The organism is Pseudomonas abyssi, assembly GCF_003444685.1.
GTDB lineage: Bacteria > Pseudomonadota > Gammaproteobacteria > Pseudomonadales > Pseudomonadaceae > Halopseudomonas > Halopseudomonas abyssi.
Genome location: NZ_LMAZ01000001.1, coordinates 1,651,715 through 1,666,856 on the forward strand (window position 1 = coordinate 1,651,715; position 15,142 = coordinate 1,666,856).

Annotated in this window: 15 protein-coding genes and 2 riboswitches; of the genes, 6 read left to right on the top strand and 9 right to left on the bottom strand. The window is 61.0% G+C overall.

The genetic code is table 11. The features are described from left to right. Positions 1–4 precede the first annotated feature (4 nt). A complete protein-coding gene (locus ASB58_RS07665; protein ID WP_096005971.1) occupies positions 5–637 on the top strand; it encodes a trimeric intracellular cation channel family protein in 633 nt (210 codons plus the stop codon). Here the strand turns inward: ASB58_RS07665 and ASB58_RS07670 are convergent. Beyond that, entirely contained in the window at positions 631–1,116 is a 486-nt protein-coding gene (locus ASB58_RS07670; RefSeq protein ID WP_096005972.1) for a copper chaperone PCu(A)C, read from the bottom strand. The two genes, ASB58_RS07665 and ASB58_RS07670, sit on opposite strands and share 7 nt — an antisense overlap. A 218-nt stretch (positions 1,117–1,334) precedes the next feature. Here ASB58_RS07670 and ASB58_RS07675 point away from each other — a divergent pair, with 218 nt between their 5' ends. Continuing rightward, positions 1,335–1,667: a PilZ domain-containing protein gene (locus tag ASB58_RS07675; RefSeq protein ID WP_118129895.1), complete on the top strand. Its 333-nt coding sequence runs from the start codon at positions 1,335–1,337 to the stop codon at positions 1,665–1,667. Positions 1,668–1,704: 37 nt separating this feature from the next. Here the strand turns inward: ASB58_RS07675 and ASB58_RS07680 are convergent, their stop codons facing one another. From ASB58_RS07680 to ASB58_RS07695, 4 genes are all read right to left on the bottom strand, one after another. After that, entirely contained in the window at positions 1,705–2,829 is a 1,125-nt protein-coding gene (locus ASB58_RS07680) for a DUF1513 domain-containing protein (RefSeq protein ID WP_118129896.1), read from the bottom strand. A gap of 3 nt (positions 2,830–2,832) precedes the next feature. Next, positions 2,833–3,867 carry an imelysin family protein gene (locus tag ASB58_RS07685; RefSeq protein ID WP_181977884.1) on the bottom strand — a complete coding sequence of 345 codons (1,035 nt, stop codon included), beginning with the start codon at positions 3,865–3,867 and terminating at the stop codon, positions 2,833–2,835. Between the two features lie 16 nt (positions 3,868–3,883). Further along, positions 3,884–5,278 (bottom strand): di-heme oxidoreductase family protein, encoded by a 1,395-nt coding sequence (locus ASB58_RS07690; protein WP_235827262.1) that lies wholly within the window; start codon positions 5,276–5,278, stop codon positions 3,884–3,886. Positions 5,279–5,411: 133 nt separating this feature from the next. Beyond that, the gene (locus tag ASB58_RS07695; protein ID WP_118129898.1) at positions 5,412–6,773 is read right to left on the bottom strand and encodes an imelysin family protein; all 1,362 of its coding nucleotides are present in this window, start codon (positions 6,771–6,773) and stop codon (positions 5,412–5,414) included. A gap of 157 nt (positions 6,774–6,930) precedes the next feature. Here ASB58_RS07695 and ASB58_RS07700 point away from each other — a divergent pair, with 157 nt between their 5' ends. Next, a complete protein-coding gene (locus ASB58_RS07700) occupies positions 6,931–7,146 on the top strand; it encodes a dodecin (RefSeq protein ID WP_096005978.1) in 216 nt (71 codons plus the stop codon). A 63-nt stretch (positions 7,147–7,209) separates the two neighbouring features. Here the strand turns inward: ASB58_RS07700 and ASB58_RS07705 are convergent, their stop codons facing one another. Continuing rightward, complete coding sequence (locus ASB58_RS07705) at positions 7,210–7,677, bottom strand: 6,7-dimethyl-8-ribityllumazine synthase (protein ID WP_235827242.1); 468 nt, start codon at positions 7,675–7,677, stop codon at positions 7,210–7,212. A gap of 91 nt (positions 7,678–7,768) precedes the next feature. Further along, positions 7,769–7,927: riboswitch (FMN riboswitch) on the bottom strand. A gap of 132 nt (positions 7,928–8,059) precedes the next feature. Here ASB58_RS07705 and ASB58_RS07710 point away from each other — a divergent pair. Then, the gene (locus tag ASB58_RS07710) at positions 8,060–8,518 is read left to right on the top strand and encodes a hypothetical protein (protein WP_235827243.1); all 459 of its coding nucleotides are present in this window, start codon (positions 8,060–8,062) and stop codon (positions 8,516–8,518) included. 101 nt (positions 8,519–8,619) lie between these two features. Then, positions 8,620–9,840, top strand: a complete 1,221-nt coding sequence (locus tag ASB58_RS07715) for an MFS transporter (protein ID WP_118129899.1) — start codon at positions 8,620–8,622, stop codon at positions 9,838–9,840. A 15-nt stretch (positions 9,841–9,855) separates the two neighbouring features. Here the strand turns inward: ASB58_RS07715 and ASB58_RS07720 are convergent, their stop codons facing one another. From ASB58_RS07720 to ASB58_RS07730, 3 genes are all read right to left on the bottom strand, one after another. Next, positions 9,856–10,812 carry a 3-hydroxyacyl-CoA dehydrogenase gene (locus ASB58_RS07720; protein WP_118129900.1) on the bottom strand — a complete coding sequence of 319 codons (957 nt, stop codon included), beginning with the start codon at positions 10,810–10,812 and terminating at the stop codon, positions 9,856–9,858. A 12-nt stretch (positions 10,813–10,824) separates the two neighbouring features. Then, the gene (locus ASB58_RS07725; protein WP_118129901.1) at positions 10,825–12,333 is read right to left on the bottom strand and encodes a flavin-containing monooxygenase; all 1,509 of its coding nucleotides are present in this window, start codon (positions 12,331–12,333) and stop codon (positions 10,825–10,827) included. A 173-nt stretch (positions 12,334–12,506) separates the two neighbouring features. After that, complete coding sequence (locus ASB58_RS07730; RefSeq protein WP_118129902.1) at positions 12,507–13,886, bottom strand: sodium:solute symporter family transporter; 1,380 nt, start codon at positions 13,884–13,886, stop codon at positions 12,507–12,509. Continuing rightward, positions 13,876–13,996, bottom strand: a riboswitch (TPP riboswitch). It overlaps the preceding gene by 11 nt. A gap of 193 nt (positions 13,997–14,189) precedes the next feature. Here ASB58_RS07730 and ASB58_RS07735 point away from each other — a divergent pair. Continuing rightward, complete coding sequence (locus ASB58_RS07735; protein WP_118129903.1) at positions 14,190–15,140, top strand: sensor domain-containing diguanylate cyclase; 951 nt, start codon at positions 14,190–14,192, stop codon at positions 15,138–15,140. Positions 15,141–15,142 lie beyond the last annotated feature (2 nt).

Sequence of the window (15,142 nt, forward strand, 5' to 3'; positions counted from 1 at the left end):
TCACATGACCTGGTTCTACGCTTTCGACCTGTTCGGCGTGGCGGTTTTCGCGATCACCGGCGCCCTGATGGCCGGTCGCAAATCCATGGACCTGTTTGGCGTGCTGGTCATCGCGATCATCACCGCCTTGGGAGGAGGTACGCTACGTGATGTGATTCTCGGCCACCATCCGGTGAGCTGGATTCGCAACGACGTGTACATCCTGGTCGCCACACTGGCCGCCATAGGGACCGTGCTCTGGGTGCGACTGACCCGGCCAATCAACGAAACAGGTCTGCTGGTCGCCGATGCCTTTGGCCTGGCGGTATTCACCGTCATCGGCACTCAAGTAGCACTCAGCCATGAGGTGCCGGTCAGTGCGGCCGTCATCATGGGTGTGATGACAGGGGTCGCCGGCGGGGTGATGCGCGACATCATCTGCAACGAGATTCCGCTGATATTCCATAAGGAAATCTACGCAACAGCCTGCATTGTCGGCTCGCTGGCGTACATCGCCCTGAGCCAGCTCACCCTGCGCGAAGATATCGCCGCCGGACTGTGCATCACCATTGTGCTGGCGATCCGCCTGGCCGCCATTCGCTGGCATCTGGCGCTGCCACGCTTTCACCTGCTGGACCGCAACGACAGGGCTCAGTGATGCTGATGGTGGTGCTCTTCCTGCGCCGATGACGGCTCATCGTCGGCTTGCACATTTACCTGGACCTCAACCTCTCCGGTATTGGCGAACTGCAGCGTCAGCGGGTAGCTATCGCCAGCCGCGAGCGGGCGAGCCAGGTTGAACAGCATCAGGTGATAGCCGCCGGGCGCGAAGGTCACGGTGGCGCCCGGTTCAATGACCAGGGATTCGACGCGTTGCATTTTCATCATGCCATCGGCATGCACATGCTCATGGATCTCCACCTTGCCTGCCACCTCGGTTTGCGCACCGAGCAGGGTGTCAGCGCTATCACCGTGGTTGCTTATGCTCAGATAGGCCGCGCCGGCCGGAGCTACCGGAGGCAAGGCGCGAGACCAGGGATGATCAATATGTAATTGGCCGGCATCAAACTCATGGGCTTGCACCAGTTGCGCCATTGCGCACCCGATCAGTAACAGCGATAGCTTGTTGAAACGCATGGACAGGCATCCTCGTTGTACGCGTGTTGTGGGCTCACCATACCCGGATCCGGCTGCCAGATGAAGCAGTTCACAGTCGGACGATTACAGCGTCTGCAAAATGTGCGGTAGTTATATAAATTGTGCAGAACATAGCTTTTCGCCATTATTCATTTGTCGCACACTGAGGGCAGGTGATGTGACAGCCTCGGGCCGCCTACCGGAAGAATGAGCACGCCATGACAGAACGCAGACGATTGGAGCGACACCAAGTGAGTAGCAGCCTGGAAGTGTTTGACCTCGATACCGGGGACCATCTTGGACGCGTTGTAGACCTGCATGTAGAGGGTCTTATGCTGCTGAGTGATCGACCGGTCGATCTGTTCCGATCCTTCGCCCTGCAGGTCAACCTGCCGATGACCCTGAACGGAGTTCGTGAGTTTCTCCTGGATGCCGAAAGCCTCTGGAACCGCGAAAGCATCAACGGCAAGCAGTACTGGACCGGCATGCACTTCACCAACCTGCCCGAGGCCTCGCGCCTGTGCATCGAAAGAATGGTCGCCAGCGTCTGATGCCGGCGACCAGGCGGTAACTGAAGACTGGCAACACTCAGGCGCCGATGAACTGACCCGGTGTCAGGTGGTTGTCCCAGCGGACCGGAAAGCTACCGTGTGGCACTGCCTGATCATTGTCAGCCGACAGCAGATACACTCCACCTAATCCTGACGTCACTACAAAACCTTGCTCGCCAAAGGGCAGGGCGCCGGCAACATCTTGCACGGCAACCCGTTGCAGCAGCTCGCCGGTGCGATAATTGATGATGATGGCACGATTGCCCAACGGAGCAGTGACAACGGCCAGCGGCGCATGACGGCTGATGGCAATACTGGCCGTGTAGTTACGCAAACCAGCCAGCTCTTCCTGCGGCAACTCAGGTTCGGAAAACACCCCCGTCGCCGTATCCAGCCTGGCCAGCAGCGGCGGCGTTTCCCACTCGGGGCCTTCGTACTGGTACCCGGCGATCACGACGCCGTCCGGACTGACATCCAGGTGACGACAACTCAATTGATGGTGCGAGGGCGTGTAGCGCGCAGTGACGACACCAGAGTGCCGGTCCAGCAGCAGCAGGGCTGGCTCCATGCGATCCAGATTCAGCTTGATGCGATCATAGTCCGGATGGGTCTCGATGCCGCCCAGCGCTACGATCAGGGTATCGCCATCCGGATGCAGGCGCAGCTCGTGCGGCCCGATGCCCTGCAGATCGAAGTCGGCAACCTGACGATAGCCATCAAAAGCGTCGTATACCCGCACCAGACCAGCAGAGGTGTGATAGTTATTCATGGTGACGTACAGCAGGCGTGCGTCCGGGCTGTACACACCGTGGCCGTAATAGTGATAACCATCGCCGGCGTGCACGCTGCGCTCCAACTGACCGTTGCGCGTGTTGATCACATGCATCTCACGGCCGGGGCGACGGGCAAACACCACGACATGGTCGCCGTGGGGCTGCGGGCAGCCACCATGGCAACGCTCGGCGACCGGGATCTGAAAGCGCTGCTGGCCGCGGCTATCCACCCCGCTGATATAGTGCCGTCCCTCCGCGTCGTTAACGGCGCTGACCAGTTCCAACGGCGGCGCTGGCCGACCCAGGAGAGCACCGGTGCTGCAGGCACTGGCCGCGGTCACCGAGGCGCCCGCAAGAGACGCCTTGAGAAAGCCTCGACGAGTGAGCATGACTCAGTCCCCGTCGCTCGAGTTGAAGCCGCGAACGATGCCCAGCTTGCTCGCGACCGGACCAGTCAGGATCGCACCGGTGGCGCGAACGTCCTCGAGCAGCGCCGTCAGGCTCGCTACGCCCTCTTCGGTCTCCAGCAGAGGGGTGATATCTGCCGGCAATCCATCAAAATGCGCCAGCGTCTTATTCAGTTGGGTGCTGAACTGTTCGGCCAGATCAGCCGCGTTGTTCTCGGCCATCAACAGATTAAGGCCCGGCACAAAGTAGTCGGCCATCCCTTGCAGGGACGCCCGTAAGGTCACCAGTGACTGCTCGCTGCGCCAGGCATCAGCCAGATACGGGTTGGGCCGACCGGTTCCACGCACACCCAGCGGCGCAGCCAACCGCCAGTCTGCCATGATTTCGAGGGCATGCATGGCAGAGGTGAGGGTGCCGTTATTGTAATCGTTTACTTCGAGATAACGAGACTGCAGCTGCCCCCAGTCGGCAGACAGCCCTTCGGCGTTCTGCTTCAGGTTGCCGCTGATAGCCCTCAGCAGGGCACAGCTTCGCTCGGCGGGCAACGCACGCTCCCCGTCGGTGATCTGCGGGTCGTACAGCAGATATTCAGCCGCCGGAAAGCCCTGGATGGCGACACTGTCGCGAGACAGAGCGTCAACATCAATCGGCTTATCATTGCCCAGCCAGTAGCGAGCCTTGCTCGCAGTCAGATTTTTGGGGTCAGGCCAGAACTGAAACTTCCAGGCCCGCGTGTTCTGCTCAATCGGCCCAAAGTCGACAAAGCGCACCGCCTGCCAGCTGTTGAAGGCGGACAGCCACTGTTCCCTGACCGCCTGCAGCCCGGCATCCGTCGGCTCAGCGCAGTACTCGCTGGTCAGTTGAGCAAAGGTGTTGGTGCTGCTGGCCAATTGTTCGTAGCCGTGGCCAATCTGGGCATGCCAGGCAGCGCGCGGCGTTTCCGCCATGGCCTGAGCGCTAAGACCCAGCGTCATAGCCGCAACCAGCGGCAGGCGGAGCAGAGTGGTTGTCGCCTTCATAAAACGGTTATCCCGATTAGAGAGAGTTAAGGAAGCGCAGCAATGCCTCACGCTCGTTGGCGGGCAGCAGGCGGTATTCATCGGCAGCTGCACGGGCTTCGCCGTCGTGCCAGAGAATCGCGTGCTCTACGGTTTCAGCCCGGCCGTCGTGAAGAAAACCAGCCAGCGGATTTACCGTCTTGGTCAGCCCCAGCCCCCAGAGCGGCGGTGTGCGCCATTCGGTACCATCGGCCAGAAACTCATCACGCCCATCCGCCAGGCCAGGTCCCATGTCGTGCAGCAACAGATCCGTGTAAGGCCAGATTACCTGTTCGTTCAGGTCTGCACGCTCGTGCTGACCCGTCGTGTAAGTGGGCGTATGACAGGCAGCACAACCAATCTGGTTGAACAGCTCGGCACCTCGCTGCACGTCAGGATTATCCATATCGCGGCGAGTGGGGACCGCCAGACTGGTGGCATAAAACTCGATAAAACCGGCAACCTTGTCGCTGACTTCCGGCACGCCACCATTAGGGAAACGCTCACACTGCTGCTGCGGCGTACAGTCGGTTGAAAGCGTAACGTTCGAGGTCAGACCCATATCACCCGCAAAGGCATCCATGCTTTGTTGCAGCACGTTCGGTTGCCCGGCCTTCCAGCCGAAGCGACCCAGCACGGTCTTTTCCGCAACCCGGTCCCAGACTTGGTTGGCACGCCCAGAAATGCCGTCGCCGTTTTCATCGTCCGGATCGGCAGCCGCAAGCAGCACTTGCTCCGGGATGGCTTCAAGCAAGCCCAGACCTATCATCGGCGGGGCCACGCGAGGGGAGGTCAGCAGATTGTCCGGCAGCGGACCGTAGTTGGGGTTTTCAATACGGTAGACAGGTTTGCGCATGACGACTTCAGTACCATCGCCGAGGGTCTGGGTAATCGCCTCCCACTCAACGATCATGTCCGCCTCGGGCTTCATGCCGGGAATGGCGGAGGTTTGCAGCTGGCCACCATAGACCGGAGCGGGCACCAGACCGTGCTCACGCAGAAAGTCGGCATCACGCTCCGGATCAGCCGGGATCGATAGCCGCAGGAACAGCGACACCGAGGGCGCATCAACGGAGGCCGGTGCGTGGCCACGGCCGTCCTTCAGGTGACAGCCCTGGCAGGAATTGGTATTGAACAGGGGGCCCAGGCCATCGCGGGCGTCAGTGCTGGAAGGCGCGACAACCCAGGGATTGCGAAAAAAGCTGTTGCCGACGCTGAAGTCCAGCCGGCGGGTCATCGGCAGGTTGCCCTGGGGCAGAGAGTAGGCATTGTGATCGTGCTGCTCAACACTGCCTGCACCGCCGCTCAGGGGAGTGTCCTGCAAGGGATAGGAAGTCTCTGCGGCTTGGCAGATCGCGGAAACAAACAAAGCCGCGACGGAGGCGACCGGCATACTGAATTTATTGTAGAACATAAAGCCTGTATCACTGTGCGCGGTACTGGTACCAGCGAAGATCAATCTTGCTCAACGAAAGCGGCGGACAGGGCTCTCAACCCTGCCCGCCGCTTTGCTTCAAGCCTCTGATTCAGAACTGATGACCAGCATCGTCCGGTTCAAGGGAGTCGACACCCACCACAGCAGCAACTTGCTCGATAGAACCAGTTTGCTCGACCAGAGCCGCGATCGCATCATTGATGATCTTGGCTCCCTCGGCGTTGTCGGGGGCGATCATCATATCAAAGGTGACCGGGTTTTCTGCCTGCTCGGCGGTCTGCTTCATGTGACCCAATGCCGCAACGCTGGCGTCCAGCTGCGCGGTCAACGCCTCATTCAGCTCAGGCTTGTCTGCTACGACCAGATCGGACAGTGATGCACCGCTCAGCTCGGTACCGTCAATACGCTTGTAGGTACCGGTATAGACATTCTGGATACCCAGCGCGTTGTAGTAGTGCGAGTTATGGGTGTTGTCGCTGAAGCAGTCGTGCTCGTCCTCGTAGGAGTTGGCTTCCAGTGCGACCTTCATGCGCTCACCCGCCAGCTCGCCGAGCGACAGCGAGCCCATGCCGAACAGCATTTTCTGGTACACGGCCGAGGGTGCCATGCCCGTCAGCTCGGCGCGGTAGTTACCTTCCACACCGGGTTTCCACTGATCGACCATCCACTGCAGGTCACTGACCAGCAGATCGCTGACCGCATCCAGATAGGCGCCACGACGTTCGCAGTTGCCGTTGGTGCAGGCATCACCAGACGCGTAGTCAGTGGCCTTGCGGTCGCCAGCGCCAGCTTCAAACCCGTTCAGGTCCTGCCCCCAGAGCAGAAACTCGATAGCGTGATAACCGGTCGCAACGTTGGCTTCCGAGCCACCTACTTCGTTCAGGCTAGCCAGCAACTCGGGGGTCAAGGTGGTGAGATCCATAGTCTCGCCGCCGACATTCAGCTCGGTGTTGGCGATGATGTTGGCATTGGCGCCATCATTACCCAGCGCATGCTGGTAGTCGTCGCTTTTGACGTAGTCGATCAGGCCTTCATCCAACGGCCAGGCATTGAGCTGACCTTCCCAGTCGTCAACAACCGAGTTGCCAAAGCGGAAAACCTCAGATTGCTGGTAGGGCACCCGCGCCTGCAGCCAGGCTTCCTTCGCCGCAGCAAGCGTTTCCTCGGTGGGGTTGGCGATCAGCGCATCAGTCGCTTCATTCAGCTTCTCGGCGCTGGTCAGGGCGTCTTCATAGACAGCCAGCGCCATGTCAGCGTAATGCGCCACCACCGCTTCCGGGGCGACGGCGCTGGCGTCGGCGGCCGGTGCAGCAGGGGCTTCAGCCGGTGCACTCTCGGCAGCCGGCGCTGCTGCTTCAGGAGCTTTAGGCTCATCGCCCTCAGAGCAGGCAGTCAGCAGAAAAGAGGTGGAAATTGCTAGCGCAAGCGCCTGCAAAGGAAAACGCGCAGCCATATAAAACTCCCTGTTGGCATTAAAGGATTAATCAATGATAGTGATTAGCATTCGAGATTATATGCTCCTGCTCATATATTGCAATGCGGCGATCAGGCAGCAATCGGGGTCTTTGCCATACTCAGGACTCATTATCCGAATGTTGAGGAGGCCTGCGATGTCCAATCATCACGTCTACAAGAAGGTCGAGGTTGTCGGCTCATCCACTGAGAGCACTGATGACGCGATTCGGGTGGCGATTGCCGAGTGCGGCAAGACCATCCGCTATATGGAGTGGTTCGAAGTCAAGGAAACACGCGGTCACATAATCGACGACAAAGTCGCGCATTTTCAGGTAGTGCTGCAAATCGGCTTTCGCATCGCCGGCAGTTGAAAGCCCAGCCGGAGCACTGATTGCCTCTGCACGCCTGGCGGAGGCAATCGGCGCCAGCTGCAATCAGCCCTGCAGCGCCTGCCAGTGCAGCTGCATAGCTGCTGCGGCGGCGCTGGCCAGCTCTCGGCCCTTGGTAACAAAGTGCGTGCGGTAGTAAGTCTGGTGCTCAGCATGTTCATGGAAATGGTGCGGTGTGAGCACCGCCGTCAGCACCGGAATCTCGGTCTCCAGCTGCACTTGCATCAAGCCACTGATTACCGCGTTGGCTACAAAATCGTGGCGGTAGATGCCGCCGTCAACCACCAGACCGGCACAGGCAATCGCCGAATAGCGGCCGCTCTTGGCCAGCAACTTGGCCTGTAGCGGTATTTCGTAGGCGCCAGGCACAGCAATCACGTCGACCTTGTCGGCCGCGTAACCGCGCTGGCTGATTTCTTCACGGAAGCCATCCAGGCAGCGCAACACGATATCGGCGTGCCAGGAAGCGTGGATAAAGGCAATGCGCTGTTGCGCAGGATCAAATTGGGTCATCGTCTTGCTCTGATTCATAAGTACGTCGGTTTGCTGTTGAATCAGGGCGAACGGGCAGGGCTGCGCGGGCCCAAAGGCCACGCAGTATCTGACACGCTCTCTCTTATCCGGACTATTACCGTCGGCTCCGGAATGACACCGGATCTGCTGACCTCTGCTACTGCAGAGCGCTCGCGGGCTGGGAGCGCGAGCATGGCCTGCAGACTCCATCACCGCCGGTGGGGAGTTGCACCCCGCCCCGAGAACGATGCCGCATCACGCTGGACGCGGCGGGGCCCAATATAGGGAACAGCGTGATCGGGGTCAAAGCCGATAACCGCTAAAGTCCCTTCATCACCGACCGATATAGACAGATATCCACCTCTTTTTACAGGACACTCCCATGCGCATCGGCGACTTGACCTGGAGTAACCCGACGCCGCCTTCGGCTGAAGCAAGCGCGACGCCGACCACGGAAGGCACTGCGCCACTGAAGAGCAACCGCGATATAGCCGAGAGCGTCAAGGTGTCCCTGTCCGAGCGCGCTGAGCGTACCCAGCAAAGCCGCAGCACCGAGGACATCGATGACAGCGACCTGCCGCAGTTGATCAAGCGTCTGCTCAAGCAGATTCGCGAGCTGAAACAGCAAATCGCCGAGCTGCAGCAGCAGATGGCCGAGCTGGCTCGTCAGCAGGGGTTGACCGACGAGGAGCGCGCGACCCGCCTGGACGGTTTGCGCACTGAGCTGACCAGCCTGTCCAGCGCGCTTACCAGCGCCTACAGTGCCCTGGCGAAGGCAATGAAGCAGCAGAACCTGAGTGATGAACAGCGCACCAACGTGCTGCAATTGATGAACGCCTAGGTACGATTTACGCAACAGTGTTTTGAGATAGCCCGCCAATAACGTTCGAGATAACTCGAACAAACATGCGTAACATGGCCTCCTTTCCAACAGGAGGCCCCATGCCTGCAGCCGAGCACCGCGGCATTACCACCGGGTTGATGTTCTTTCTTGCCGCGTGCTGCGGCGTGATCGTGGCCAATCTCTACTACGCCCAGCCGTTGGTAGGGCCCGTCAGTGCATCCCTGGGGCTGGATCCGCAGGCCAGCGGCCTGATTGTCACCCTGACCCAGATTGGCTACGTCATCGGGCTGGTGCTGGTCGTCCCGCTGGCCGACCGTCTGGAGAACCGCACACTGATCAGTGCGATGGTGTTGCTGCTGGCGGTAGCGTCATTGGGCACGGCGCTTTCGAACTCGGCGCAGACCTTCCTGCTGTGCTCGCTGATCATCGGCATTGGCGCGGTAGCGGTGCAGATCATCGTCCCATTATCGGCTCACCTGACAAGTCCGGCGTACCGGGGCAGGGTGGTCGGTAATGTCATGGGCGGACTGATGTTCGGCATCATGCTGGCCCGTCCGGTTTCCAGCATGGTTACCGACCTGCTGGGCTCATGGCGCTGGGTATTCGTGTTCTCCGCAGCGCTGATGGTGTTGCTGGTGCTGGTGATTCAGCGGGTTCTGCCACGCCGCACACCGTCAGCCAGCATGGGCTACTTCGCACTCCTTCGCTCAATGGGCAGATTGGCTGTGGAAACGCCGGTACTGCAACGCAGGGCTTTCTATCAAGCCATGATGTTTGGTGCGTTCAGCCTGTTCTGGACAACCACCCCTCTGTTGCTTGCCGGCCCCGACTATCTGCTGTCACAGTCAGGCATCGCGCTCTTCGCGCTGGCAGGGGTCGCCGGTGCCATCGCCGCGCCGGTTGCCGGTCAACTGGCCGATCGGGGGCTCACGCGCCCCGCGACTATCGGCGCCATGCTGTCGGTGATCATCGCCTTTGCCATTACCCACGTCAGCGCGCCGGGGTCGCACCTCTCGCTGGCGCTGCTGGTGGTAGCGGCGGTGCTACTGGACCTGGGCGTGTCCGGCAACGTCGTCCTCGGGCAACGCATGATCTATGCCCTGGGAGAAGCTGAGCGCAGCCGCCTGAACGCCATCTACATGGCAACCTTTTTTGTCGGCGGTGCGTTAGGTTCGGCGCTTGGCACCTGGGCCTATGTCAGCGGCGGCTGGCTGGCTGCCTCGCTGCTGGGCAGCCTGATGCCGGCAGGTGCGCTGCTGGTCCTCTGGCTTGCGGACCCAGCACCAGCAGCCGATGAAAGGGAAGCCGAGCCGGGCTAATCAGCCAGGGATCGACTAGCCCGGCCGCGTCAGTCGCACGATATCCTCAACGGCCTCCAGGCCGGGTACGGCAAGGAAGTCAGGCGCGGCGTAAGCCGGGTTCGGATACTGGTAGTAGCCGCTGCCGGTCTGTAAGCCCATCTTGCCCTGATTAATCAGTTGCTCCTTGATATAGGCTGCATTGCGCAGCGTCTGCGCGTCGCTATGCTGGTGACCCCAGTAGTTCAATACGTCGTAGCAGGTCTTCATGCCGATGACATCCATGATGCCAAATGGCCCCAGCGCCACTCCACGATTAGTGATCATGTAGGTTCGATCAACCATCTCCGGCGTCGAGATGCCATTGGTTACCAGCGTCTGCGCAGCGCCGAGTAACGGCACCAGCAGCGAGTTGAGCACGTACCCGTTCTGAGGCTTCTGGATGGGGATAGGGACCATGCCGATTTCAATGGCGAAAGCGGCAATGGCGCGCAGGGTCGGTTCCGCTGTGCCGGCATGCGCCATGATCTCGGCAACATTCATCGACCAGATCAGATTGGCGAAGTGCAGGGCGCAGTATTGAGCTGGCCGCCCAGTGTCTTCGGCAAAGTCGCTGGGCAACAACGTGGAGGAGTTAGTTGCAATCAGGCAGTGCGGCTGCAGCAACGGCGCCAGCCGGCAATACACCTGCGTCTTGACTTCGGGGATCTCCGGCACCGCTTCGATCACCAGGTCCGCCTGTGCCACCGCATCAGCCAGATCGGTACTGTACCGCAAGCGCTGACGCGCCTGTTCCAGTTGCTCGTCGCAGGCGCCCAGGTCGGCGCGATAAATCTCGGAGTACTGTTCGTGGGCTACTCTGCAGCGGCCCAAGGCCTCCTCGAACAGGTCGTAAACCACCACATCCTTGCCCATGTAGGCACTGTGCCAGGCAATCTGCCCACCCAAAACGCCGGCACCGAGTACCGTCAGCTTGTTCAGTTCACTACTCATCTCGGTCTCCGCTCAGGCCGCGCGCACATCGCGCGATGTGGGGCCGGGCTTGGCAGCTCGGCTTCGTTCAGTCAGCTCCAGCATTGTGTCCTCGACCGGCTCCTCAAGGAGCATCTCGCGGTCTCGCTCGTAGGCATTTAGCAGCCGCCAGGGCGCGCTGCGGCCCTGGCGCGGCAGGATGGTATTGCCGCGCTGCACATAACCGGACTGCAAGGCCCCCATCATGGATTCAGCGGCCACCAGGTTGTTGTCGTGATCACGCGGGGTAGCCACCTGTACGCCAGCGGCGCGCATGTGGTTGAGCAAACGGCAGACCCACTGCGCAGCAATGTCCGACTTGAGCGTCCAGGGTGCGTTGGTATAGCCAAATATCCAGGCCATGTTCGGCACGTCCTGCAGCATGACGCCCTTGTAGGTCATGCGCTGATTGATATCGAACGGCTGGCCGTCGATCAGCATTCGCGTGCCGCCCAGCACCTGCAAAGTCAGGCCCGTTGCCGTGATGATGATGTCCGCGTCAAGCTGTGCGCCGGACTTGAGGCGAATACCGCTCTCGGTAAAACAGTCAATCTCATCGGTCACCACAGACGCCTTGCCACTGTTGATCGCCTTGAACAGATCCCCGTCCGGCACCGCGCACAGGCGCTGATCCCAGGGCATGTAGGACGGGGTGAAATGCGTCATCTGCGACGGATCATCAAGCTGCTCGGCGACCTTCTTCAACAGAAAACGACGGGTGCCCTCAGGCCAGCGTTTGGCGGCCTTGAATATCCAGCGCTGAATCGCGATATTGCGCTTGCGTGCCAGACCAAACACCCAGTCATTCGGCAGCACCTTGCACAACATCTCGGTAATTCGATCGTGCGCTGGCACCGTCATGATGTAGGAGGGTGAGCGCTGCAGCATGGTGATATGCCCGACCTGCGGGGCCATTGCCGGCACCAGCGTGACTGCCGTCGCACCACTGCCGATAACCACCACCTTCTTGCCGCTGTAGTCCAGGTCCTGCGGCCAGTGCTGCGGATGAATACACTGCCCCTGATAGCGCTCGACGCCCGGAAACTCGGGCAGGTAGCCGGCCTTGTGGTCATAGTAGCCGGTACAACTGATGAGAAAGTCACAGCTGTAGTGACGGGCCTGCCCGGTGGCCAGGTCACGCGCGCTGACGACCCACTGCTGCTGTTCGGAGCACCACTGCACCTGCTCGGTCTCGATACCAAAGCGGATCTTCTGCTCAACGCCGTATTCGCGCGCGGTATCGCTGATATAGCGACGAATCGACTCGCCGTCAGCCAGGGTCTGCAGGTCGTTCCAGGGGCGGAAGGCGAAGCCAAAGCTGAACATGTCGGAATCCGAACGAATGCCAGGGTAGCGGAACAGGTCCCAGGTGCCACCCACCTGCTGGCGGCGCTCGAGAATCGCGATGCGCTTGTCGGGGCAGTTCTGGCTGAGGTGCACGGCGGTACCGATGCCGGACAGGCCGGCACCGATGATCAGTACATCGAGGTGCTCATTCGTCATGATTGTCTCTCTTGTTGTCTGACGTTTTGCAAGGTCACTATAGACTGCCTGCAAGCCATCGCAGCCGACTGGTCGAATGACGACAATTGCTCGGCATTTGCCGCCAACTTCGCGAAGCGCCAATCAGGTCAACAAGAGTCGGCGCCGCCGCGTGACGGCGCTCAAGGGAGATCTCAGCCCAGGGAGGCTCGACGCGGCAACAGCAGCGCCATAATGAGGCTGGCCAGCGTCGAGGCCAGCAGCGCTCCGGCAAAGGGCGCCAAGGTGGGTACCGTATCTGGGAAGCTGGCCAGCAGGATGCCCTGCTGCAGACTGCCGGTATCCAGCCAACCGGGTAGCACAGCACCGACCAGACCCGCCAGCGCGCCGGCAATGGCCGCCACCGCGCTCATGCGCGACCACAATCCAAGCAGCACCGGCACCACCGCAGTGGCACACAGCAGATCGGCAATCAAGAACAACCGCAGCACAGAGTTGCCCTGCAGCGCAACCCACACTACCGGCAGCATCAGTGCCACCGTCAACCAGCGCGCCGAGGCCAGCGACAGACCGCGCTTTTCAGTGACCAGCAGCGACGCAATGGCGTTTTGCAGGGTATCAACAGACGACGCGACCAAAGTCAGCGCCAGCAGCAACGCCGGCAATGCCAGCCAGCCCGGGGCTTCTCGCAGCATGGCAAAGAAGGGAATGGGCGGCGAGCCCACGTCAGCGCCGCTCATCACAGTGACAATGCCCAGGCCGCCAATCACTGCCACCACGGCGATGGTCGCCAGCCCACCGAGCACCGCGCCACGGGCCAGCGCAGCGTCACTTTCGGCCGCCCACACCCGCTGCCAGTAACCCTGGTGGAACAGATTGGCTGCTGTTACCGCCAGCACCAGAGTCAAGGCCACCCCCAGTGCGGCGCTGGCAGGAATACCGGGCATCGAGCCGGTAGCGGTCGCCTCTGGCAGCCGCTGCATCGCCACGGCGCCGACCAGCGCCAACAGGGCGAGCAGCAACCAGGCCTGCCAGCGGTCAGTCGTCATGCTCGCACGCAGGCCACCCCAGGCGGTGTAGAGCAGGGTTGTCAGGGCAACGCCCACCACCACCAGGTTGCCGTTGATATCCGACAGCATGCTGGTGATGGCGCCGATCGCGGTCAACTCGGCAATCAAAAAGCAGCTCATGTAGAGCAAAGCAATCAACCCCACCCAACGGCGTACCGCGGAACCGTAAAAGTGCTCGGCAAACTCACCGATGCTGCGCCCCTGCGGCAAGGCTCGACGAATAGCCGGCCCGAGAGCGGCAAACAGCGCGAAGGGCAGGGCAGCGCCCAAGGCATAGCCGGCCAACGCCAACGGGCCGACCAGCGCGCCGACTTCCGGCGGCGCAAACAGAATCCAGCCGCCCATGCCCGAGGCAAGAAAAGACAGGCCGATGGCGCGGGCGCCCTGGGAATTGCGAGCGGTAACAAAATCATCCAGGCCCGCCTGGGTAGAGCGCGCCCGCAGACCAATCCAGGCAAACAACAGCAACACGGCAGCCAGGGCTGCCATAGACAGGTACAACATGTCGCACTTCCTCCGCCGGCATGATCCGGATCAGGTTCCAGGGTTTCGGCTGGTGATCAGCGTGTTCTCAGCCCGTGCGATGCGACGCACGGACACCCCTGGCGACGTTGACTAAAGAACGCGGCCGAACAAACGAACAAACCGCCATACGCGGGCCCGAGCTCCGGAGCACTGGCCGTTTTGCGCGCAACATGATGTCACATCTGCATCAACTCGCGTAATCTGACTTCGAGTAGCATCGCCGGTTTGCCTGCAGGGTAATCGGCGCGCACAGCGCTCAGCCAATAAATCCGAGCTTGCGTCATGGATGAAACCAACCCGTCTCAGCAACAGACCCGCGCCAGCCAGTCCGCCCTGGAAACAGTGCTAGACAGCCTGGATGCGCTGGTTTACGTCGCCGACATGCAAACCCATGAGCTGCTTTTCCTGAACGCCTACGGCCGCGCCAGGTGGGGCGAGGTAGATCACCGCAAGTGCTGGGAGACCCTGCAGCAAGGGCAGGAAGGCCCCTGCAGTTTCTGCAACAACCACCGGCTGCTCGACAGTCACGGACAGCCCACCGGCGTGCAGGTGTGGGAGTTTCGTAACACCCACAATCAACGCTGGTATCAATGCCGAGACCAGGCCATCCGCTGGCCGGATGGCCGATGGGTGCGCCTGGAAATCGCGACCGACATCTCCGACATCAAGCTCCTTCAGGCACAACTGCGCAACGCGCAGCACCGCGCCGAACAGTTGGCGCACGAGGATGAATTGACCGGCCTGGCCAATCGCCGGGCGCTCTTCGCCCTCGGCCAGAGCGCCATCGAGCAGGCACGTCGACTGGGGCATCCCGTTGCGCTGATAGGTCTTGACGCTGACCACTTCAAGCAGATCAACGATCAGCACGGGCACGCCGCCGGAGACGCTGCTCTGACGGCACTGGCATCCATCCTGCGTAGCCTGACCCGGGCAGCCGATATCTGCGCCCGACTGGGCGGCGAGGAGTTCGCCATTGTGCTGCCCGGCACCGACCTGGCTGCCGCCACCGAGCTTGCCGAACGCCTGCGCCAGGCGATAACCGACATGCGAGTGGAGTATCAGGGCAAGCAGCTACTGCTCACCTGCAGCTTCGGTGTCACCGCCAGTGAGCAGGGGGCTGCGAGCCTTGAGCAGTTGCTCAGTAGCGCCGATATTGCCACCTACCGGGCCAAGCATCTAGGCCGCGACCGCGTAGCGGTCGAACACATCATTCCGGTCACAAAAACGGAGTAAGC

Bases quoted from the DNA above. Each gene is read 5' to 3' on its own strand.
- ASB58_RS07665 (WP_096005971.1), top strand. From the start codon at position 5: ATGACCTGGTTCTACGCTTTCGACCTGTTCGGCGTGGCGGTTTTCGCG.
- ASB58_RS07670 (WP_096005972.1), bottom strand. From the start codon at position 1,116: ATGCGTTTCAACAAGCTATCGCTGTTACTGATCGGGTGCGCAATGGCG.
- ASB58_RS07675 (WP_118129895.1), top strand. From the start codon at position 1,335: ATGACAGAACGCAGACGATTGGAGCGACACCAAGTGAGTAGCAGCCTG.
- ASB58_RS07680 (WP_118129896.1), bottom strand. From the start codon at position 2,829: ATGCTCACTCGTCGAGGCTTTCTCAAGGCGTCTCTTGCGGGCGCCTCG.
- ASB58_RS07685 (WP_181977884.1), bottom strand. From the start codon at position 3,867: ATGAAGGCGACAACCACTCTGCTCCGCCTGCCGCTGGTTGCGGCTATG.
- ASB58_RS07690 (WP_235827262.1), bottom strand. From the start codon at position 5,278: ATGCCGGTCGCCTCCGTCGCGGCTTTGTTTGTTTCCGCGATCTGCCAA.
- ASB58_RS07695 (WP_118129898.1), bottom strand. From the start codon at position 6,773: ATGGCTGCGCGTTTTCCTTTGCAGGCGCTTGCGCTAGCAATTTCCACC.
- ASB58_RS07700 (WP_096005978.1), top strand. From the start codon at position 6,931: ATGTCCAATCATCACGTCTACAAGAAGGTCGAGGTTGTCGGCTCATCC.
- ASB58_RS07705 (WP_235827242.1), bottom strand. From the start codon at position 7,677: ATGACCCAATTTGATCCTGCGCAACAGCGCATTGCCTTTATCCACGCT.
- ASB58_RS07710 (WP_235827243.1), top strand. From the start codon at position 8,060: ATGCGCATCGGCGACTTGACCTGGAGTAACCCGACGCCGCCTTCGGCT.
- ASB58_RS07715 (WP_118129899.1), top strand. From the start codon at position 8,620: ATGCCTGCAGCCGAGCACCGCGGCATTACCACCGGGTTGATGTTCTTT.
- ASB58_RS07720 (WP_118129900.1), bottom strand. From the start codon at position 10,812: ATGAGTAGTGAACTGAACAAGCTGACGGTACTCGGTGCCGGCGTTTTG.
- ASB58_RS07725 (WP_118129901.1), bottom strand. From the start codon at position 12,333: ATGACGAATGAGCACCTCGATGTACTGATCATCGGTGCCGGCCTGTCC.
- ASB58_RS07730 (WP_118129902.1), bottom strand. From the start codon at position 13,886: ATGTTGTACCTGTCTATGGCAGCCCTGGCTGCCGTGTTGCTGTTGTTT.
- ASB58_RS07735 (WP_118129903.1), top strand. From the start codon at position 14,190: ATGGATGAAACCAACCCGTCTCAGCAACAGACCCGCGCCAGCCAGTCC.